This window comes from Verminephrobacter aporrectodeae subsp. tuberculatae At4 (assembly GCF_000193225.1).
GTDB classification, from domain to species: domain Bacteria; phylum Pseudomonadota; class Gammaproteobacteria; order Burkholderiales; family Burkholderiaceae_C; genus Acidovorax; species Acidovorax aporrectodeae.
On the sequence record NZ_AFAL01000365.1, the window covers coordinates 1 to 20,636 of the forward strand.

The window sequence follows — 20,636 nt, forward strand, 5'->3', positions numbered from 1 at the left end:
GGCGCTGGCCGCCCGAGAGGCTGCCGCCCTGCTCGCCGACCAGGGTGTCGTAGCCCTCGGGCAGTTCGCTGATGAAATCGTGCGCTCCCGCGAGCCGGGCGGCTTGCAGCACGGCCTCTATGGGGGTCGCGGGGTCGGCGATGGCGATGTTCTCGCGCACGCTGCGGTTGAACAGCAGGTTCTCCTGCAGCACCACGCCCACCTGGCGGCGCAGCTGGGCCGCGTCGATGAGGCTGATGTCGATTCCGTCCACGAGGATGCGGCCCTGGCTGGGCGTGTACAGGCGCTGGATCAGTTTGGTGAGCGTGCTCTTGCCCGAGCCCGAGCGGCCCACGATGCCGATGATTTCTCCGGGGCGCAGGTCCAGGCTCACCCCCGCCAGGACGGGCGCGGCCTCGGGCCGGTAGCGAAAGTGGACGCCGTCGAGCGTGATGCGGCCCTCGATCGGGGGTAATTGGGCGGCGCTGCTCGGGGGCACTTCGGTGCGCGTGTCGAGGATGTCGCCCAGCCGCGCCATGGAGATGCCGGTCTGCTGGAAGTCCGTCCACAGCTGCGCCATGCGCATGATGGGCTGCGCCACGCGCTGGGCAAACATGTTGAAGGCGATGAACTGGCCGACGGTGAGCGCGTTGTCCATGACCAGGCGCGCGCCGTACCAGAGCGTGGCGGCGTTGACGAGTTTGCCGATCAGGTTGATTCCCTCGTGCGCCCAGCTGGCCAGGTTCTGCGTCCGGAAGCTGGCGCTGACGTAGGCGGCCAGCTGCTTGTCCCAGCGGCGTGCGAAGGAGGGCTCGAGCGCGCCCGCCTTGACGGTCTGGATTGCGCTCACGGTCTCCACCAGCATCGCCTGGTTTTCTGCTCCGCGGGCGAATTTGTGGTCCAGCCGGCGGCGCAGCATGGGCACGACCGCGAGGCTCAGGCCAAAGTACAGCGGCAGGCTGACGAGCACGATGAGCGTCAGCGGGACGCTGTAGAACAGCATCACCGCGATGAAGACCCCCGAGAACAGCACGTCCAGCACCACGGTCAGGGCGTTGCCGGTCAGAAAGCTGCGGATGTTCTCCAACTCGCGCACGCGCGCCACCGAGTCGCCCACGCGCCGCGCCTGAAAGTAGGCCAGCGGCAGCTGCACCAAGTGGCGAAACAGGCGCGCGCCGAGTTCCACGTCGATGCGGTTCGTCGTGTGGCTGAAAACGTAACTGCGCAGTGCGTTCAGAACGCTCTCGAACAGCACCACGATCACGAGGCCGATGACCAGAACGTCCAGCGTGGTCACGCCCCGGTGCACCAGCACCTTGTCCATCACGACCTGAAAGAACAGCGGGCTGACCAGCGCAAAGAGTTGCAGCATGAACGAGATCAGCAGCACCTCGCCCAGGAGCTTGCGGTGCTTGACGAGGCTGGGGATGAACCAGGAGAAGTCAAACTTGGCCAGTTCGCCGGCCAAGCTCGCGCGGCTGGTGATGAGGATGAGTTCGCCCGTCCAGCGGGCGGCAAAGACCTCCAGGGGTTCGATCACCGGCTGGCTGCCCGCAGCGGGCGCCGACGGGTCCTGCAAGAGCACCCGCTGCCCGTCGCACTGGGCAAGAACGACCGTGCGCGCCGAACCGGCCGGCCCGCGCAGCAGGGCCAGCGCGGGCAGCGGACTCAGGGAGAGCCGGTCGGTGCCGGTGCGCGAGCGCTTGGCGCGCAGGCCCAGGTGCTTGGCCGCCCGGAGCAGGTCCTCGGTGCTCGCGGGTTCGCTGGGCCGCAAGCCGATTTGGTGGGCCAGCGTGGCCGGGTCGGCTGCGGTTTGGTGCAGCCGGGCGACCATGCACAGGGCCGTGAGCGAGTCCGCTGCCGGGTCCTGGCGCGTGCTGGTCTGCGGTGCTGCTGTGGGTGCATCCGGCGTGTCGGCCGTGGCCACGGGGGCAGCTACCTCTGTATTCTTCTCTGCCATGGGGGAACTCATCCCTTCTCTTGATTTGCCCCAGGGCTTGCGCTCCTGGGCAGAGACTCGCGGGGCCGAAACTGCTTGCTGCCCGTCGAGCCTGACTGGAGACGCTGCAAGTTCGAAGCCGTGCACGCGCGGATCGGGACAGGTGCGGTCGCTGACACAATCGGTGCAAAGTTTGAGTGCGGCCGCGACGCGGCCGATGTATTCCCGCACTGCTGCTTGGTAACGCGTGTGTCGGAGAGAGTGCGGAACATGTCAAAACTGCCTGACGGGTCGTGTGAAGAAGGAATGACATATGGTAACTTGAAAACAATGATTTGGATTTGACGTTACACAATTTGTACGGAACGATGCATGGTTGGCACGTAACAGAGGATCGACGCCTTCCTGGGCTACTGGAGCCCGAGCATGACGCCGATCATCGAGCCCTTCGTCAAGGCCGGGCAGATCAGGGTGCTCGAGCGGCCGAATCTGGTGGGCGCCAAGTACACCCTCGCGGTCCCTGCGTATCTGTACGAAAAGGGGCTGAAAACCTTTGCCGATATCGCCGGGTTCCGCAAGGAACTCGACGGCAAGCTCCACGGCATCGAGCCCGGCAACGATGGCAACGCGCTGATGCAGCGCATGATCGACAAGAACGAGTACGGCCTGGGAGGCTTCAGGTTGGTCGAGTCCAGCGAAGCGGGAATGCTCGCCGAAGTCCGGCGCGCGGCGCGCGGCAGCCGGGCGATCGTCTTTCTGGGCTGGGAGCCGCACCCCATGAACGTGCAGATGAAGATGAAATACCTGGAGGGCGGTGACGCCGTGTTTGGCCCGAACTTCGGGGAGGCCAAGGTATTCACCGCCATTCCACCAAGCTACGAGGCACGCTGCCCGAACGTCGCGACGCTGCTGAAAAACCTGCAATTCAGCACCGACGTCGAAAACGCGGTGATGCTCGGCATTCTCGAAAAAGCCCGGCCCAACGCCGCGGCCAGAGCCTATCTGAAGAAAAACCCCGCCCTGCTCGACGGATGGCTCCAGGGCGTGAAAACCTTTTCCGGCCAGGACGGCCTGCCCGCCGTCGCGGCGGCGCTCCGGCGATGAAATCTTCGTCCCAAGCAAAACCCAAGGAGACTCCCCATGTCAACGAATCGCGCTGTCGTTTACCTGCGCCCGGGCCAGGTCGAGGTCCAGTCCATCCCCTTCCCCAAGCTGCTCGATCCCCTGGGCAAGAGCGCCGAGCACGGCGTGATCCTGCGGGTTCTGAGCACCAATATCTGCGGCTCCGACCAGCACATGGTGCGCGGCCGCACCACGGCGCCGGCCGGGCTGGTGCTGGGCCATGAAATCACGGGCGAGGTGCTGGAGGCCGGCCGCGACGTCGAGACGCTCAAACCCGGCGACATGGTTTCCGTGCCGTTCAACGTGGCCTGCGGGCGCTGCCGCAGCTGCAAGGAGCAAAACACCGGCGTCTGCCTGAGCGTCAACCCCGCGCGCGCCGGCGGTGCCTACGGCTACGTTGACATGGGCGGCTGGATCGGTGGGCAGGCCGAATACGTGATGGTTCCGTACGCCGACTTCAACCTGCTGAAGTTCCCCGACCGCGCGCAGGCGATGGAGAAAATCCGCGACCTGACCTGCCTGTCCGACATTCTTCCCACCGGCTACCACGGCGCGGTCACTGCCGGGGTCGGCCCGGGCAGCACGGTGTACGTGGCGGGGGCCGGGCCGGTGGGTCTGGCAGCGGCCGCGTCGGCGCGGCTACTCGGGGCGGCGGTGGTCATCGTCGGCGACGTGAATCCGGCGCGTCTGGAGCATGCGCGCAAGGTGGGCTTTGAAACCACCGACCTGTCCAGGGACGCGACGCTGGCGGAACAAATCGGGCAGATTCTGGGAACCCCGGAAGTCGATTCCGCCATCGACGCGGTGGGCTTCGAGGCGCGCGGCCACGGCCACGCGGGCGCGCAGGTGGAGGCCCCGGCGACGGTCCTGAATGCATTGATGGAAATCACGCGTGCGGCGGGGCGGATCGGCATCCCCGGCCTGTACGTCACGCAGGACCCGGGCGCCGCTGACAAGGCCGCGCAGCACGGTGCGCTGAGCATCCGCTTCGGGCTGGGCTGGGCCAAGTCGCACAGCTTTTTTACCGGCCAGACTCCGGTCATGAAATACAATCGCGCGCTGATGCAGGCCATCCTCTGGGAGCGCATCCGGATCGCCGACGTGGTGGGCGTGCAGGTGATCCCGCTCGACGAGGCGCCGACCGGCTACGCCGAGTTCGACGCCGGGGCGCCGAAGAAATTCGTCATCGACCCGCACGGGCTGCTCGCGCAGGCCGCCTGACGCGCAGGGCCCCGAAGGGGGATACTGCCTTCCCGCCAAAGCGCGCAGCGCCGCACGAAGGACCCCCCTATGGCCGTCAGCGTTTTCGACATCTTCAAGATCGGCATCGGTCCGAGCAGCTCGCACACCGTGGGACCGATGCGCGCGGCGCGCCTGTTCGCCGAACGCCTGCTGCACCAGGGGCTGCTCGCGGGCTGCGCCCGCGTCGAGGTCAAGCTCTATGGCTCGCTGGGGTCAACGGGCAAGGGCCACGGCAGCGACAAGGCGGTGCTGCTCGGGCTCGCGGGCCATGACCCCGAAAGCGTGGACGTGGAGGCCATCGCCTCCTTGCTCGAACGCATCCGCGACACCGGCGAACTGCACCTGGCGGGCCAGCACCCGATCGCGTTTCGGGAAAAGGACCACCTGACGTTCTACCGGCGCGAGACCCTGCCCTTTCACCCCAACGGCATGCGCTGCGTGGCGTACGACGCCGCGGGCGTGGAACTGCTCAACCGCTGCTACTACTCGGTGGGGGGCGGCTTCGTGGTCAGCGACGAGGTGCTCGCCGACGGGCGCAAGCACAGGATGCTGCTCCCGGACCAGACCGTGCTGCCCCATCCCTTTCGCAGCGGCGACGAGTTGCTGCAGCAATGCCGGACCAGCGGCCTGTCGATTGCCGCCCTGATGCGCCACAACGAACGCCACTGGCGCAGCGACGCCGAGATCGACGCGGGCCTGCTCAGAATCTGGGACGTGATGCAGGCCTGCGTCGTGCGCGGCTGCCGGACCCGGGGCGTGCTGCCCGGCGGCTTCAAGGTGAAGCGGCGCGCCGCCGACCTGCACGCCAGGCTCTGCGCGCACTCCGGGCCCGGAAACCCGATCGGTGGCGCAGACGATCCCCTGCGCGTGCTCGACTGGGTGAACCTCTACGCGCTCGCGGTGAACGAGGAGAACGCCGCCGGGGGCCGGGTCGTCACCGCGCCGACCAACGGCGCCGCGGGAATCGTTCCGGCCGTGCTGCACTACTACACCCGGTTCGTCGCCAGCGCCCGTTCCGAAGGCGTCGTCGACTGCCTGCTGACCGCTGCCGCGATCGGCATCCTGTACAAGGAAAACGCATCGCTCTCCGGCGCCGAAGTCGGCTGCCAGGGCGAGGTCGGGGTCGCCTGCTCCATGGCCGCCGCAGCCCTGTGCGCGGTGCTCGGCGGTACGCCAGAACAGGTGGAGAACGCCGCCGAAATCGGCATGGAGCACCACCTGGGCCTGACCTGCGATCCGGTCGGCGGCCTGGTGCAGATCCCCTGCATCGAGCGCAACGCGATCGCCTCGGTCAAGGCCATCAACGCCGCGCGCATGGCGCTGCACGGCGACGGCACGCACCACGTGAGCCTGGACAAGGTCATCAAGACCATGCGCGAGACCGGCGCCGACATGATGAGCAAATACAAGGAGACCGCGCGCGGCGGCCTGGCCGTGAACATCGTCGAGTGCTGATCCACTGCCGCGCGTGCAGCGCGTGGCATGCGGGCACGCAGGTCCGCGTCATGCGCCGCAAATCTGCGCGGTCGTCTTCGTCGGCAGAAACCCCTTTTTGCCGAAACCGAACGGTGCCACGAGGGCCAGGTGTTCCCCGGAGCCGATGAATGGCAGCAACACCTTGTTGAACGCGGCGCGCAAATCCTGGTCGTTCTTTCTGAATCCGAATGCCCCATGCGAAGCCACGGACCTGTTCATGACCTTCTGGAAAGGGTCGGTGGCCTCGACGCCATCGGCCTTCTTGGCCATGTTGGGGCGCAGCGCAGGCGATCGAGCCTGCCCTCTCCCTGCGGCGCACAAACCCGTATGCGGCGCTGCGCGATCCCTTGCTCTCGTCGCCTGCATTCACACGCGCCGGTACCGCGCAGCCGAGCACCATGGGTCGAGGCTCACGGCCGCGCCGAGGGGCCGAGCAGTTGCGTGAACTCCACCCGTTCATGGATCACGTAGTGGATGAAGTCCCCAGGCGCCAGGGTCTGCAAAGGGGAATGGGTCTCGACTTCAAAGTAAGGCAGTTGCGCTGCATTGAAGACTTCCAACGGATGGGCATGTGCATGGGCCCGCGTCGCATCGACCTCGGAACGCCTGGCATAGCGAACGTTCCATTCGGTAAATTCCACTTCGATCTCACCCCGCTCACTCTGGAATCCGCACTTGAATTCCTTGGCGACATGGCAGTGCACATGCGCGCTGCAAGCCGTCCCATCGATGATTCCTTCTTCCATCAGCGACGCAACCGATGCTTTCCCGGGCAAGGACGTCACGCTTGGCGCCGAACCAGAAGGCGTCGGCGGCAATGGAATCCGGACAATGGCTGGACGGCGCAGCATCAACACGTCCCATACGCCACAGCGCACGGTCCGTGTCCCCGCATTGCGAAGCGTGTGCGCAATGCCCCACTCCCGCGCGCCCACGGGCCAATCCAATCGGCGGATGATTTGCAGCCCTGAATCCGAGCATATGGGACTCTCCAGCGAAAGTCCCATGGCACTTGCATGGCACCAGGACGCCGTGAGTTTCCAAGCCAGACTGTCCAGATCCCGATGAGGAGACCCGCGAGGCCACGCAGACTCCGGGGCCACCCAGGTCTTTCCTCCGCCCCACAGCGGAAACGCCCAGTCGCCGCAAAGGTCCCGCCATTGCCGTTCATCCCCGGAGAAGGTTTTCCCCTGCAAACCGGGATGGATAAAGCACAGCTCGTGCACGCCCGCACGAATTCCCATGAGACGACCGCCCACGGCAGGCACCAGACTCAGCGCCAAGTCCCCCTGCCGCAGGACGATGGCAGGCCATCCTTTGAAAATTTCCAGCGAAAGCGCATGTTCCCCGGCGCGCATACATGCCTTGAAAATCAGCTCTTGTCCACGGGCTTGCTGCGCAGCAGTGCCACCGTTTCCGGCTGCGCGACCTTGCACAGGCAGGGGGGCAGGCCGCGGGAGATCAGTTCGGCGTCCGAAGTCACCATGGCTCCGATGCCAGCCAGGGTCGCATTCAAAGCGCCCGCCTGATGCGGCGAAAGCAACAGGGAATCAGCCCTGCGGGCACGGTGGTCCAAAGGCAATGGCTCGACCGGAAATACGTCCGTCGCTACGCGAATATGGCCTGTCGCGGCCACGTCCAGCATGGCTTCAAAATCCACGACCCCGGCACGGCTGACGAGCACCAGCGAGGCCCCCGCCTGCATGGACGCAAAGGCTTCCCGGCCCAGAAAGCCCTGGTTCTCAGAGGTCACGCCCGCGACCACGAATACGATTTTCGAGCTCGTCAGCACCGCCTCCAACGTGGCGGCCTCATAGCCAAATGACCGAATGTACTCCCGGGATAACCACGGATCATGGACTTTGACCAGCGGATGAAACGGCGCGAGCAAGGGCACGATGGCGCGGCCCAGATCGCCAAAGCCGATGAACCCGACGTTTTGTTGGCGCAAGGAATAGGCTCCCCGATTCGCATCGAGACCGTATTTCTCTGTCCCCTCGCGGAAATACCGGTCCGAGCGGCTGATGCCACGCGCCAAATCGATGGCCATGCCAAGCGCTGCTTCTGCGACCGGCTCAGCAAATACGGGGCTGATGTTCAGGATCCGGACACCCCGTGACATGGCGCAGCCATAGTCGATGTTCGGCAGAAAATTGCCTTCCACATTGAATATCGCCCGCAAATGAGGCGCCATGCGCAAACGCGATTCCGGCATATCGATCTGGCCGATGAGTATTTTCAGCCTCGGCGCCAACGCTTCGAATTCGGCCTGCGTGGGAGGCGCATCGTCATGGATGCGGAGTTCCCCCAGGGCACGCAAGCGCTCCAATTGGTTTTCCGTAAAGATGTCTGCGACCTCGCGCGGTGCAGGAACCAGAAGAATGGTTTTGTCAGATGGCATCATGGCAGCTCGCACTATGGAGGTGAAAATCCTGAATTACTTCTTTTTGCCGAAAATCTTGTCTGCGGTGACGGTGCCAATGATCAAGGCACCCATGACGATTTGCTGGTAGTACGATTGCACGTTCATGATGTTCAGGATATTGCTGATCACGCCAATGATCAAGCCGCCCACCACCACGCCGGTGACCCGGCCACGGCCACCAAAGAAGCTGGTTCCACCGATGATGGCCGAGGCAATGGCCAGGGTCTCAAAGCCGGTGCCGGCATTCGGCTCCGCTGCACCGGTGCGCGCTACCGTGAGAACACCGGCAATTCCGGAGCAAACGCCCGAAATGACGAAAACGACCAAGGTGTGCAGCTTGATGTTGATTCCGGAAAACCAGGCCGCCTGGGCGTTTCCCCCCAGTGCATAAATATTGCGACCCAGCCTGGTGTACGACGCCAGAAAATACAGAAATCCCGCCACCGCAATAGCGACCAGCACGGGCACGGGCATACCCAGCACGCGCCCCGCCAGCACATTCGAAAAACCGACCGGAAACCCGAACACCGAACGGGCATCCGAAATGATCAAGGTCAATCCCCGGTAAATCGCCATCATTCCCAGCGTAATGATGAAGGGATGCAATTGCGTGACATTCACCAGAAAACCGTTCACGACACCGAGCAAGGCCCCCAGCAGCACACCCCCGAGCAATACGGCGAGCCAGGGTGGGCAGCCCGCCACCATGAGCTGCGCCGTCACCATCCCGGTCAGCGCGAGCATGGACCCGACGGACAAATCAATCCCTGCAATCAGGATGGTGAAGAACACGCCACAGGCCAGCAAGATCATCACGGAGCTTTGCAGAAGAACCTGCACCAGATTGTCTTTGGTCAGAAAGAATTCCGGAGACAAGACACTGCAAATGGCCAGCAGCAGCAACAAAATCGCGAGGGTTCCGCTGCTTTGCCACAGCGTCCCGAGAGCCAGACCCGGTTTTCTCGAAGCTGTGCCACCCGCATTTTCATGGGCACTCGTCACGCTGTCTTTCATGCTCGATCGGCCTTCACTCTGTTGCAATCCGGACAATCTTCTCTTCCGTGGCGTCTGCATTATTCAAAATACTGGCGATGCGTCCATCCTTGTAGACTGCTATGCGGTCACATATGCCGAGCAATTCCGGCAACTCGGAAGACACCATCAAGATGCCCTTGCCAGACCCGGCCAGCTGGCGCATGATCCGGTAGATTTCGCTCTTGGCACCGACGTCGATTCCGCGCGTGGGCTCGTCAAAAATGAACAAATCACTGCCGGCTGCCAACCATTTGGCAATGATGACTTTCTGCTGGTTCCCACCCGACAGCTCAGCAATGTTCTGCCTGACGGATGTACAGCGAATGCGCAGCCTGGACCTGTATTCTTCCCCGAGAATTTTTTCCTTGGAAAAGTTGATGCGCTCCAGTGATAACTGACGCTTTGCACTTTTCAGAAAATGCAGAATGGAAATGTTTTCTGCGATGGAGAAATTGTGGAAAAATCCCGTATGGCGTCGATCTTCCGTCACAAAAGCCATGCCCGCTTTGACAGCCGCATAGGGCGATTCCACGCTGACCGTTTTGCCCCGGCACTGCACATGGCCTGACTGGAGTTTGCGGGCGCCAAAAATGGCTTCCATCAATTCGCTGCGGCCAGACCCGATCAAGCCGGCAAAGCCCAGAATCTCTCCGCGCCGCAAGCCAAAGCTGACGTTGCGGACCCGTCCGTCCACCGTCTGCAAGTTCACAGCCTTGAAGATTTCCTCGTGCTCTGCACCATCCCATGGTACAGGCCGTCCCGCTTCCAGCTCGCGCCCGACCATGGCCGCCACCAAGCGCTGGGGCTCGGTGGTCTTCGCCGGATACGTGGCAATATGGCAGCCGTCTTTCAATACCGAAACCCGGTCAGCGATGACGGGAATCTCTTTGAGCTTATGGGAAATGTAGACAATCCCGATACCCTCGGCCCTGAGTTCATGAATTATTCGAAACAGATGCCCGACCTCTTCATCCGTGAGCGAGGAAGTGGGTTCGTCCATGATGATGAGTCGCGCATCACTCACCAGGGCCTTGGCGATCTCGACCTGCTGCTTTTCAGACAGGGACAGCTGACCGACTGGCGTTGCCGGGTCCCGCTTCGAACCCACCCGCCGGAGTGCGTGCACCGTTTTCTCGCGCATCAGGGCGCGATGCACCACGGGAACGCCCAGCACCCTGCGGGTCGGCAAATTGCCGACGAACAGGTTTTCCTCGATGGACAGATAGTCGATGACGCTCAATTCCTGATAAATCAGCCGGATGCCAAATTTCTTCGATACATCAGGCGTGAGCGCCTTGTACGTTGATTCACCCAGCTGAATTTCACCCGCCGTGGGCTGATGGATGCCGCTGAGAATTTTCATCAATGTCGATTTGCCTGCACCGTTCTCTCCCAGCAAGGCATGCACCTCTCCCGGGAGAACATTGAAACTGACGCCCTGCAACGCGGTCACGCTGCCAAACCGCTTCACAAGGTCACGAACGGCGACCAGGCTGTTCATGGCGCTGGCGCATCAGTCTTTGGAGACTATTTTGGAATCCACTGCGATGAACAGGGGTGGCTGATCCACCCTGATGACCGGCCGGCTCTTGAGCGTGTCGATCATTACGCCCAATGCCTTGGCGCCCATGGCTGCTGAATCTTGGGCGACTGTTGCCGTGAGCTCCCCCTGCTTGACCGAATGGATGGCTTCCGGCACACCATCGGTGCCGATGACGAGCACTTTGCCGAGCTTGTTCGCATTCTTCACGGCCTGCAATGCGCCCAGAGCCATTGTGTCATTCGCTGCATAAATGGCCTTCAGATCCGGATTGCGCTGCAAAATCGTGCTGCTGACGTCCAGGGCCCTGGATCGATCCCAGTCACCCGGCAAACTGGCCACGAGTTGCACATTGGATTGGGTCTGCAGTGCTTTTCTCACACCGTCCCGGCGTGCATCGCCGCTCGCGTTTCCCGCTTTGCCTTCGACGATGGCGACTTTTCCACCGGCAGAACCCATCTTGCTCAGAATGAACCCGCCTGCCTTCTCGCCCAATGCCAGGTTGTCGGTGGACAGGAAGGCCACCACGCTGCCCCCGGCAGAACTCAGCTGACCCATGTCAGCACGCTCGTCGATGTTCACGACGTAGATTCCTTTCTTGCTTGCTGCGGCCATGGCCTGAATCAAGTTCACGGGAGAGATTGGTGCGACGCCGATGGCTTTGTAGTTTTTGTTCACCACATCCTCCAGCAGGCGCTGTTGTCCGGTGATGTCATCCTCGCCAGCAGCAGCAAAGACATCTGCCTGCACTCCGCGCTTCCTGGCTTCGGCGGCTATGCCATCCCGCATGGCCACCCAGTACGGGCTTGCCAATGTTTTGAGGACGATGGCGTAGTCAGCAGCGTGGACATTTGCAATCAGGGCAAAAGCCATGCATGCGCTGGCTGCCAGTGCGAGGGCGATTTTCTTCGGTTTCATGTGCTCTCCTGTCGCGCGGTTGCGCAGTTTTTGTTGCCCGGTGGATAGCGTGTCAGGTATCCATATTGCTGTGGAGCGCGCACAACGGCTTCTGCGCTGCGGTCTGCGTCTTCGGTCCCTGGGAAAGCTCCCCCATGACAGGGCGCGCGGCATCCGCGACCCAGCCTTGGCCCGGGCGGTTTGCGCTCGCCAACGTGGTTCGCCCATACCAAAATGCAATCGTTCCTGCGTTGGCGATAGCCAAACCCAAGGTCGTCATTCCTGTCTCCTGCCGCGCTACATGCGCTTATTAAATTGGCCGGGAGTCTATGCGCAGAGAAAGTTTTCCCATATTTTGTATGATTTATGACTGATTCCGTCGTAAATAGCAGAACTATCAATAGATCAGGGTTAATACCAAACGCTTATCATGCTAAATTCGCCACGCAGCGAAATGGATATGCCCGCGAACGCCCAATAAACCCGAAAAAAAGCTGCGTGGATCAGGGGACGACTGCCTTGGCACGCGCCGATTCCGCAAAGCAGACCATGCAAACAGCAGCAAGAACTTCCGGGATGGACGCCATGGGCCCATCACTGGGAATGGCGTTCCGGCTCAGAAGGCTGGAAGTTCAAAGTGAGTTGGCGCATTTGATTTCAGACCAGCCGGGTATTGGCCGGGCGGACGTCGCGCGCATCACGGGAATGGCCCGTTCCACCGTTTCGGACCACATACAGCCACTGCTCGATACGGGCTTGTTCAGCGAGCAAAAGGCCCGCTACGCCGGCAGAGGGCGTCCGTCGCTGGGGCTGACGCTGAATGCGCGGGCCGGGATCATTCTGGTGGCCGACATCGGCATTACGCACGTGCGCTTGGTGGTGACGGATCTGGCGCGTCAAAAACTGGCAGAGGACGCGCTCCCTCCCGACTATTCCGTTCCTCCCGAGACCATGCTGGAGCGCATTGCATCACGCTTTCAGGAACTGTTCCAGACACAACAGCTCGTGGATATTCCGCTCCGCGCCATGGTGGTGGGCATACCGAGTCCTGTTGACTTCGAAAAGGGCGTTCCGGTGCGGCCCCCGATCATGCCTGGATGGGATGGGTTCCCGGTTGGGGAGTGGCTTGAGAAACGAATGCATGTGACCGTGCTGGTGGACAACGACGTCAATCTGATGGCCCTCGGAGAGGCTCGTTCACGCCCTCCATCCGAGTCTCCCTTGATCTTCATCAAGGTCGCCAGCGGCATCGGTTGCGGCATCATCACCCAGGGGGGTGCGTTGCACCGTGGCGCAGACGGTGACGCCGGGGATATCGGCCATATTCGCGTAGCGCAGGCGTCCGGTCTGACATGCGTCTGTGGCAATACAGGTTGCATCGAAGCCGTTGCCTCCGTGCCCTCGATCATGCGCCAAATCAGGGTGGCCAAAGGCGACGAGACCATCGAACTGCCAGAGCTGGGTGTACTCGTGTCGTCGGGGGACATCACCGCCATAAGACTCGTGCGCGAAGCGTCGGCTCAGATCGGAGAGGTCGTGGCTACTTTGGTGAACATGTTCAATCCGGCATGCATCGTGTTGGGTGGAAAACTGGCGCATATGAGCGATGACCTCCTGTCGGGTGTGCGGGCTGCGGTCTATCGCCGCGCTCCCCCATTGGCGACCCGCCGGCTCAGCATTGAAAGCGCACGGGCAGGGCGTGATGCAGGGATCATCGGAGGGATTGCGCTGGGGGTAGACAGCGCGTTGTCTGCCCATGGCTTGCAAAAACTTCAAGAGGCGACACCGGGCACAGCCGGCGGGGTCGGGATGGCGGACTGAAAGAAGGGAAACAGGGGGCTCTTTCAGGCTCCGTACCCCGTTGGACAAGGCAGCAAGTTCTTACCATTCATCCCGGTGATTTTTCCCCGATTGCCTTCGCGGACCGCGACACAATCGCGCTTCCAAAACTATCGGAGTTGGCATGAAGGACACCGCGCTGCATGGACCTCTTCCTGAATCGACCCCCTCTGTTTCTGGTGCCCAATGGGGCGCGTCGGCCCTGGCGCTCACGCTCGCGGCGTGCAGCGGCAGCGATGCGCCCGACTACCCCACGCTCGACGGCAACAAGCCCCTGGTCATCGGTCACCGCGGCGCCAGCGGCTACCTGCCGGAGCACACGCTGGAGGGCTACCGGCGCGCCATCGCGTTGGGCGCCGACTTCATCGAACCGGATCTGGTGGCCACCAGCGACGGCGCGCTGGTCGCGCGCCACGAGCCGAACATCACGGCGACCACCGATGTGTCGCAGCGCCCCGAATTCGCCAGCCGCAAGACGAAGAAAATGATCGACGGCGTGCAGGAGGAGGGCTGGTTCGTCACGGACTTCACGCTCGCGGAAATCAAGACGCTGCGCGCCGTCCAGCCCATGGCCGAGCGCGACCAGTCGTACAACGGCAAGTTCCAGATACCCACGTTCGAGGAGGTGCTGGACCTGGCCAAAACCGAGGGCGCCAAGGCGGGCCGCAGCGTGGGCGTGTACCCGGAGACCAAGCACCCCAGCTACCACGCCAGGCAGGGCCTGCCGCTGGAGGACCGCCTGCTCGCCATCCTCGCGAAATACGGCTACACCACCTCGGCTGCGCCCGTCATCGTGCAGTCGTTCGAAGTCTCCAACCTCAAGTACCTGCGCAGCAAGACCGGGCTGCGCCTGGTGCAATTGGTCGACGCCAACGGCGTCCATCCCGACGGCAGCATGGACCTGAGCGCGCCCTACGACCGGCCCTATGACTTTGCCGTGGCCGGCGATGCACGCACCTTCGCCAGCCTGCTGACCCCCGAGGGCCTGAAGGAGGTCAAGACCTACGCCGACGGAATCGGCCCCTGGAAGCCGTATCTGATTTCTTCCCGGCAGGTGGACACGAACCAGGACGGCAAGGCCGACGATCTGAACGGCGACGGCACGATCGACGAGCGCAACCGGGTGCTGCTGCCCGCCACCGAAGTGCTCAAGAACGCGCATGCGGCTGGCCTGTTCGTGCACGCCTACACCTTCCGCAACGAGGCCCGGCGCCTGGCGTCGGACTTCCGGGGCGACCCCCGGGCCGAATACCGGCTGTTCTTCGATCTCGGGGTGGACGGCGTGTTCAGCGATTTCCCGGACACGGCCAAGGGCGCGCGCGACGGCTGATGCGGCCGCCTTGCGCAAAATACCCCGCCTACACGCGCTCCAGAAGCACGGCAATGCCCTGCCCCACGCCGATGCACATGGTGCACAGCGCGTACCTGCCCGCGGTTGCGTGCAGGCGGTTCACGGCCGTGGTGGCCAGGCGCGCGCCGCTGGCGCCCAGCGGGTGGCCCAGCGCGATGGCGCCGCCCCAGGCGTTCACACGCGCGTCGTCGTCCTTCAGGCCCAAGGCGCGCAGCACGGCCAGGCCCTGCGCGGCGAAGGCTTCGTTGAGTTCGATCACGTCCAGTTGCTCGATGGCGAGACCGGTTTGCGCCAGCAGCTTGCGCGTCGCGGGAGCCGGGCCGAAACCCATGATGCGCGGCGCCACACCGGCGACGGCCATCCCGAGCACGCGCGCGCGGGGCGCGAGGCCGTGCTTCGCGGCACCGGCCTCGCTGGCCAGCAGCAGTGCGCAGGCGCCGTCGTTCACTCCCGATGCGTTGCCCGCCGTCACCGTGCCGCCGGGCCGCACCACGCTGCGCAGCCCGGCCAGCGCTTGGAGGCTGGTTTCGCGCGGGTGTTCGTCCTGGCTCAGCACGCTGGCTTCGCCCTTTCCTGCACCGCGCACGGCAATGATTTCGCGCGCCAGGTGGCCGGCCTTTTGCGCTGCCCTGGCCCGGAGCTGGCTGGCCAGGGCCATGCGGTCCTGCGCCTCGCGTTCGATGCCGAATTCGGTGGCGACGTTCTCGGCGGTCTCGGGCATCGAGTCCACGCCGTACTTTTCCTGCATCAGCCGGTTCACGAAGCGCCAGCCGATCGTGGTGTCGTACACCACGTTGTTGCGGCTGAACGCCGCATCGGCCTTGGGCATGACGAAGGGCGCGCGGCTCATGCTTTCCACGCCGCCGGCGATCATCAGCTGCGCCTCGCCCGCCTTGATGGCGCGTGCCGCCGTTCCCACCGCGTCCAGGCCCGAGCCGCACAGGCGGTTGATGGTGGCGCCGGGCACGTCGATCGGCAGGCCCGCGAGCAGGCTGGCCATATGGGCCACGTTGCGGTTGTCTTCTCCGGCCTGGTTCGCGCAGCCGTAGAGCACGTCGCCCACCGCCGCCCAGTCCACGCCGGGGTTGCGCTCCATCAGCGCCTTGATGGGGATGGCCCCCAGGTCGTCGGTGCGCACGCTGCTCAGCGCCCCGCCATAGCGGCCGAAAGGGGTGCGGATGGCGTCGCAGATGAAGGCTTGTGCTGTGCTGCTCATGCAGGGGTCTCCTGGGGGTCGTGAAAAATGGGCGCCGAAGTCCCCGCACGGGGCGGACGGGCCGGTGCCGCAATGTATGGCACGGACGGGGCCCCTGCGTTGCACGCAGGCGACAGCGCTGAGCGGCAGGCGCGGCCCGTGCGCCGGGTCCGGCGCAGCCGCCTGCGGGCAAAGGGCTGCGTGCTACGCTCGCGTGCCATGTTCAGCCCCTCCCGAGCCGACGCGCGGCACTTTTTCTGCGGGGTGTACGCCAGGACCCGAAGCGGCGCCCCCCTGCAGGCCATCGAGACGCTGGCCAGCCTGTGGATTGCCGAGCATCCCGAATACCACGCCGACCTGCGCGACGCCGACGCGGCCGTGGCGCGCAACTACGACGCAACGCCGGGGCAGGGCAACCCGTTTCTGCACCTGTCCATGCACCTGTCGATCAGCGAACAGTGCAGCATCGACCAGCCGCCCGGAATACGCCAGGCGGTGGAGCGGCTGAGCGCACGCCTCGATTCGCTGCACGACGCGCACCACGCGGCGATGGACTGCCTCGGCGAGATGCTCTGGGAAAGCCAGCGCGCAGGCGGCCCGCCCGACGGCCAGGCCTACGTCGCCTGCGTGCAGCGGCGCGCCTCGCGGGACTGAGCGCCGCCCCGGGTTTCGTACGCCATTGCCCAAGAAATTGGCAAATTTGCAACAAATTCCCGAATTCAGCGTGGGGTTGTCGCTGTACCTTTGGCGCCCATGCGCCTAGCATGCTCCCCATGAGCCACACAGACTTCGGTTTTCAATCCATCGACGCGCAGGACAAGGCGGGCCGCGTGCGCGCCGTGTTCGACTCCGTCGCCGCCAGATACGATCTGATGAACGATCTCATGTCGGTCGGCCTGCACCGCGTCTGGAAGGCCTGCACCGTGCTCGCGGCGAACCTGGACGAGGGCAGCCAGGTGCTCGACATTGCGGGCGGAACGGGCGATCTGGCGCTGGCCTTTGCCAAGAAGGTGGGACACTCGGGGTGCGTGGTGCATACCGACATCAACGAAGCCATGCTGCGCATGGGCCGCGACCGCCTCATCGACGCCGGCGTGGTGCTGCCGACGCTGGTCTGCGATGCAGAAAAACTCCCCTTTCCGGACGCGCGCTTCGACTTGGTGAGCGTGGCCTTCGGCCTGCGCAACATGACGCACAAGGACCGGGCCATCGCCGAGATGTGCCGGGTGCTCAAACCGGGCGGCAAGCTGCTGGTGCTGGAGTTTTCCAAGGTCGCCAAGCCACTGGAGAAGATCTACGACTGGTACTCGTTCAAGGTGCTGCCCCAGCTGGGCAGGCTGGTCGCGGGCGACCCGGCGAGCTACCGCTACCTGGCCGAGTCGATCCGCATGCACCCCGGGCAGGAAGCGCTCAAGAGCCTGATGCAGAAAAATGGCTTCGGGCACGTGGACTACCACAACATGACCGGGGGCATCGTGGCCCTGCATGTTGGAATCAAGTGTTGAAAATGTTGAATGGGCATGTCGCCCGGTAAATGAAGAAACGGAGAAGTCATGATGCAGAAACTGTGGTCTGTGGTATTGGTCGCGGCACTGGCGTTGGTACACGCGGATGCCGACGCCCGTCGACTGGGGGGCGGAAAGTCGGTCGGCAGGCAGTCGGGCAACGTCACGCAACGCGAGTCGGCAGCGCCAAGTGCCCCGGCACAGAACGCCACCAACGCCGCTGCGGCCAAGCCGGCCACGGCTGCGCCGCCGGCCGCAGCAGCCAAGAAACCCTGGGGCGCAATGCTCGGCGGTCTGGCTGCGGGTCTGGGGCTGGCCTGGCTGGCCCATTCGCTGGGCCTGGGCGCAGGCTTTGGCCAGGCGCTCTTGATCGGGCTGTTCGCGCTGCTCGCCTACGCCGCTTTCAAGATGCTGATGCGTTCCCGCCAGGGCGGCTCCGCGCTCGCCTTCCAGGGCGCGGACGCAGCGCAGGCGCCCGCGCAGTACAGCCCCGGCAACGTGGGCAACGACGCATCGGCGCGCCCCTGGGAGCGCGGCGCAACGAACTTCGATTCCGGGCGCCAGCCACAGGGGATGCAGAGCGGCAGCGGCACGGTCATCGGCTCGGGCCTGTCGGGCGCGCAGAACTGGAGCATTCCCGAGGGCTTTGACATGCAAGGCTTCCTGTCCGCCGCGAAGCGCAATTTCGTCACGCTGCAGGCCGCCTGGGACGGTGCGGAAATCGACACGCTGCGCTCCATGATGACCGACAGCATGCTCGGCGAGATCCGCACGCAGCTCAAGGAGAGCACCGCGCAGCGCGGCGCACAGCCGAACCATACGGACGTGGTCATGATCGAAGCCCAGCTGCTCGGCATCGAGGACCTGGGCGACGACTACATGGCGAGCGTCGAATTCTCCGGAATGATCCGCGAAGAGCCCTCTGCCGGCCCCAGCCCCTTCCGCGAAGTCTGGAACATGACCAAGCCCAAGACCGGCAACATGGGCTGGCTCGTGGCCGGGGTGCAGGCGCTGCAGTAAGCGCCCCATGACAGGGCGGGCTTGCGCCTGAAGCACAGCGCAAGCCCGCCGGTGCAGCGCATCACCCTGCGCCGGGGTTTGAAATCGTTTTCCTCAGCATGCGCCGCACGGTTTCCCGTCCCATGCCGGCCAGACCGGGCTCCTGGCGCGCGACGCGCTGGAGTTCCCCCAGTGTCCAACTCTTTCGGCCTGCGGGGGGCGTCGAACAGGCCAGCGCGACCACCCGCGCTTCGTCGTCCGAGCTGTACCGCCGGGGCCGACCCGAGCGCTTCAGATCGAACACCGCCAAATCTATTCCGCCTTGCAGATACGCCAAGCGCGTGCGCCACACGGTGGTGCGCCCTATGCCGAGTACCGCCATGATCTGGGACTCCGGCACGCCACGGTCCAGGCAGGACAGCACGTGCGCGCGCCTGACCTCGCGCGCACGATGCTGCCCCTTGCTGCATATATCGTCCAAGACCGCGCGGTCTTCTTCGGTCAAGTGCAATTCGGTCTGACGCATGGCAACACCTTGGGGTATCAATGAATGGGCGATGCCCGGAGTTTATCCATGTTCATCTACTTGCGGGGTCGCTGCCTCCCGCAGGCCTCCGGGCGCGCAATGAACGGGCGCTGGCAATCAGCGCGCGCTGACGTTCAGAGTGACGACTCCCAGCACGATGAAGACGAAGCCCAGCAAGCGCATGGCATGGGCCGACTCATTGAAGCAGAGGATCCCGATCAGCGCGATGAGCGCTGTCCCGCTGCCGGCCCACACGGCGTAGGTAAGACCCACTTCGAGCTGTCTCACCGCGAGGGACATGAGCCAGATCGCCACACCATACGACAGGAAAACGGCGATGGATGGCAAAGGGCGGGTGAGCCCGTCCGCGAAACGCAGCGCGATCGTGCCCGCAACCTCGGCACCCACACTGGCTGCAATGAGCAACCACGAAAATCCCTGTGCGCTCATGGCACACCTCCTCAGGCTACGCGCTTGTACCGAGCGCGATCACCAGATTGGAAGCGGTACCCCAAGGGATCGGGATCTTAACTTCGAGCAGTCAGCGCGGCAATGCGAATCCATGGAAGAACGAGTGCGCGTTCGCTTCGAGGCTCTCGAGGTCGTAGCCGCCTTCCTGCACGATGAGGGTGGGCAGTCCCAGCGCACCGACGACGCTGCCAAGGCGCCCGAATCCCTGCGTCGTGACGGCCACCATCGACTGCGGGTCGTTGCGGTAAATGTCGAAGCCGAGCGCAAGCACCAGCGCATTCGGCTCGAAGCGCCGGACCGCCCGCACGGCGGCAGACAGCTGCTCGAAAAACGTCTCTTCGCTGGAGCCATGCGGCATCGGCAGATTCACGTTGTAGCCATCGCCTGCGCCTGCGCCACGCTCGTCCTCATAGCCCGCGACGACCGGATAGAAGTTCGTCGGGTCGCCATGGATCGACACATACTGCACGTCGTCGCGGTCATAAAATATTTCCTGCACGCCCTGCCCGTGGTGCATGTCGGTATCGAGAATCGTGACGCGCGCGAAACGCGCGCGCAGCATTTGCGCAGCGATCGCCGCGTTGTTCAGATAGCAGAACCCGCCCGCGCCTTGCGCGCGCGCATGGTGGCCGGGGGGACGGCACAGCGCGTAGGCCTCGCGCACGCCGGCGTTGATCGCGGCAGCCGCAGCGGCCGCGCCCTGCGCGGACCAGTACGCCGAACGCCAGGTATCCGGGCCGATCGGGCAGCTGCCGTCCATGAGATAGCACGCCGCCTTGCCCAGCACGCCCCGCATTGGATTGCCCTCGCGCACGTAGACGTTCGACATCACTTCGTCCCCCCAATCCGACGGCATCTTCTTCCATTCGGCATGGGCCTCTTCGAGGAAGCGCAGATAGTTCATGCCGTGCACGGCGGCAAGCGGCGTCCTGCCGAAATCGGCCGGCTCGCGCACCTCGAAGCCCAGCGACTTCGCGGCCTCGACGAGCCGCAGTGCCCGCTCGGGCACTTCCTGCGGCATGCGCATCTGCCCGCGCGACAGATAGGCGCGCGGATGATGTTTCAGTTGCTCGGAATGAAAAAAAGCCAGCATGT

Annotated in this window: 18 protein-coding genes and 1 pseudogene; 8 read left to right on the forward strand and 11 right to left on the reverse strand. The window is 64.1% G+C overall.

From position 1 onward, the window contains the following. A partial coding sequence (locus VTU_RS0108440) for a type I secretion system permease/ATPase (RefSeq protein WP_081479758.1) occupies positions 1–1,939 on the reverse strand: 1,939 nt, incomplete at its 3' end. Positions 1,940–2,305: 366 nt separating this feature from the next. Between VTU_RS0108440 and VTU_RS26565 the strand changes: the two are divergent. From VTU_RS26565 to VTU_RS0108455, 3 genes and pseudogenes are all read left to right on the forward strand, one after another. Then, positions 2,306–3,022: pseudogene (locus tag VTU_RS26565) on the forward strand (glycine betaine ABC transporter substrate-binding protein); the annotation flags it as partial. A gap of 36 nt (positions 3,023–3,058) precedes the next feature. Next, on the forward strand, positions 3,059–4,261 hold the full coding sequence (gene fdhA / locus VTU_RS0108450) for a formaldehyde dehydrogenase, glutathione-independent (protein WP_010103225.1): 1,203 nt from the start codon (positions 3,059–3,061) through the stop codon (positions 4,259–4,261). A 69-nt stretch (positions 4,262–4,330) separates the two neighbouring features. Then, positions 4,331–5,737: an L-serine ammonia-lyase gene (locus tag VTU_RS0108455; protein WP_010103226.1), complete on the forward strand. Its 1,407-nt coding sequence runs from the start codon at positions 4,331–4,333 to the stop codon at positions 5,735–5,737. 48 nt (positions 5,738–5,785) lie between these two features. Here VTU_RS0108455 and VTU_RS0108460 read toward each other — a convergent pair whose 3' ends face one another. The 6 genes from VTU_RS0108460 to alsB all read right to left on the reverse strand — a co-directional run bounded on the left by VTU_RS0108460 (position 5,786) and on the right by alsB (position 11,676). Then, positions 5,786–6,028: a type 2 periplasmic-binding domain-containing protein gene (locus tag VTU_RS0108460; RefSeq protein ID WP_010103227.1), complete on the reverse strand. Its 243-nt coding sequence runs from the start codon at positions 6,026–6,028 to the stop codon at positions 5,786–5,788. Between the two features lie 140 nt (positions 6,029–6,168). Continuing rightward, the gene (locus VTU_RS32645; protein WP_138927825.1) at positions 6,169–7,116 is read right to left on the reverse strand and encodes a hypothetical protein; all 948 of its coding nucleotides are present in this window, start codon (positions 7,114–7,116) and stop codon (positions 6,169–6,171) included. Positions 7,117–7,130: 14 nt separating this feature from the next. Beyond that, positions 7,131–8,162: a hydroxyacid dehydrogenase gene (locus VTU_RS0108470; RefSeq protein WP_010103231.1), complete on the reverse strand. Its 1,032-nt coding sequence runs from the start codon at positions 8,160–8,162 to the stop codon at positions 7,131–7,133. A gap of 33 nt (positions 8,163–8,195) precedes the next feature. Next, a complete protein-coding gene (gene alsC / locus VTU_RS0108475) occupies positions 8,196–9,197 on the reverse strand; it encodes a D-allose ABC transporter permease (RefSeq protein WP_010103234.1) in 1,002 nt (333 codons plus the stop codon). Positions 9,198–9,210: 13 nt separating this feature from the next. Then, on the reverse strand, positions 9,211–10,719 hold the full coding sequence (locus VTU_RS0108480) for a sugar ABC transporter ATP-binding protein (protein WP_010103242.1): 1,509 nt from the start codon (positions 10,717–10,719) through the stop codon (positions 9,211–9,213). Between the two features lie 12 nt (positions 10,720–10,731). Further along, positions 10,732–11,676, reverse strand: a complete 945-nt coding sequence (gene alsB / locus VTU_RS0108485) for a D-allose transporter substrate-binding protein (RefSeq protein WP_010103243.1) — start codon at positions 11,674–11,676, stop codon at positions 10,732–10,734. Positions 11,677–12,231: 555 nt separating this feature from the next. On the opposite strand from alsB, the gene VTU_RS26570 reads away from it, so the two are divergent. Both VTU_RS26570 and VTU_RS0108500 read left to right on the forward strand, forming a co-directional pair. Next, the gene (locus VTU_RS26570) at positions 12,232–13,476 is read left to right on the forward strand and encodes an ROK family transcriptional regulator (RefSeq protein WP_010103245.1); all 1,245 of its coding nucleotides are present in this window, start codon (positions 12,232–12,234) and stop codon (positions 13,474–13,476) included. 142 nt (positions 13,477–13,618) lie between these two features. Then, positions 13,619–14,824: a glycerophosphodiester phosphodiesterase gene (locus VTU_RS0108500; protein WP_010103246.1), complete on the forward strand. Its 1,206-nt coding sequence runs from the start codon at positions 13,619–13,621 to the stop codon at positions 14,822–14,824. Between the two features lie 28 nt (positions 14,825–14,852). Here VTU_RS0108500 and pcaF read toward each other — a convergent pair whose 3' ends face one another. After that, entirely contained in the window at positions 14,853–16,061 is a 1,209-nt protein-coding gene (pcaF, locus tag VTU_RS0108505) for a 3-oxoadipyl-CoA thiolase (RefSeq protein WP_010103248.1), read from the reverse strand. 198 nt (positions 16,062–16,259) lie between these two features. Between pcaF and VTU_RS0108510 the strand changes: the two genes are divergently transcribed. From VTU_RS0108510 to VTU_RS0108520, 3 genes are all read left to right on the forward strand, one after another. After that, positions 16,260–16,694 carry a DUF1841 family protein gene (locus tag VTU_RS0108510; RefSeq protein ID WP_010103250.1) on the forward strand — a complete coding sequence of 145 codons (435 nt, stop codon included), beginning with the start codon at positions 16,260–16,262 and terminating at the stop codon, positions 16,692–16,694. 119 nt (positions 16,695–16,813) lie between these two features. Then, positions 16,814–17,545 (forward strand): bifunctional demethylmenaquinone methyltransferase/2-methoxy-6-polyprenyl-1,4-benzoquinol methylase UbiE, encoded by a 732-nt coding sequence (gene ubiE, locus VTU_RS0108515; protein WP_010103251.1) that lies wholly within the window; start codon positions 16,814–16,816, stop codon positions 17,543–17,545. Positions 17,546–17,596: 51 nt separating this feature from the next. Continuing rightward, positions 17,597–18,565 carry a Tim44 domain-containing protein gene (locus VTU_RS0108520; protein ID WP_029554215.1) on the forward strand — a complete coding sequence of 323 codons (969 nt, stop codon included), beginning with the start codon at positions 17,597–17,599 and terminating at the stop codon, positions 18,563–18,565. Positions 18,566–18,626: 61 nt separating this feature from the next. Here the strand turns inward: VTU_RS0108520 and VTU_RS0108525 are convergent, their stop codons facing one another. The 3 genes from VTU_RS0108525 to VTU_RS0108535 form a co-directional block, all read right to left on the reverse strand. After that, positions 18,627–19,070, reverse strand: coding sequence for a helix-turn-helix domain-containing protein (locus tag VTU_RS0108525; protein ID WP_010103253.1), 444 nt, complete (start codon positions 19,068–19,070; stop codon positions 18,627–18,629). Positions 19,071–19,187: 117 nt separating this feature from the next. Further along, on the reverse strand, positions 19,188–19,520 hold the full coding sequence (locus VTU_RS0108530) for a DMT family transporter (RefSeq protein ID WP_010103254.1): 333 nt from the start codon (positions 19,518–19,520) through the stop codon (positions 19,188–19,190). A gap of 91 nt (positions 19,521–19,611) precedes the next feature. Further along, complete coding sequence (locus VTU_RS0108535) at positions 19,612–20,634, reverse strand: histone deacetylase family protein (protein WP_010103255.1); 1,023 nt, start codon at positions 20,632–20,634, stop codon at positions 19,612–19,614. Between the last annotated feature and the right edge of the window lie 2 nt (positions 20,635–20,636).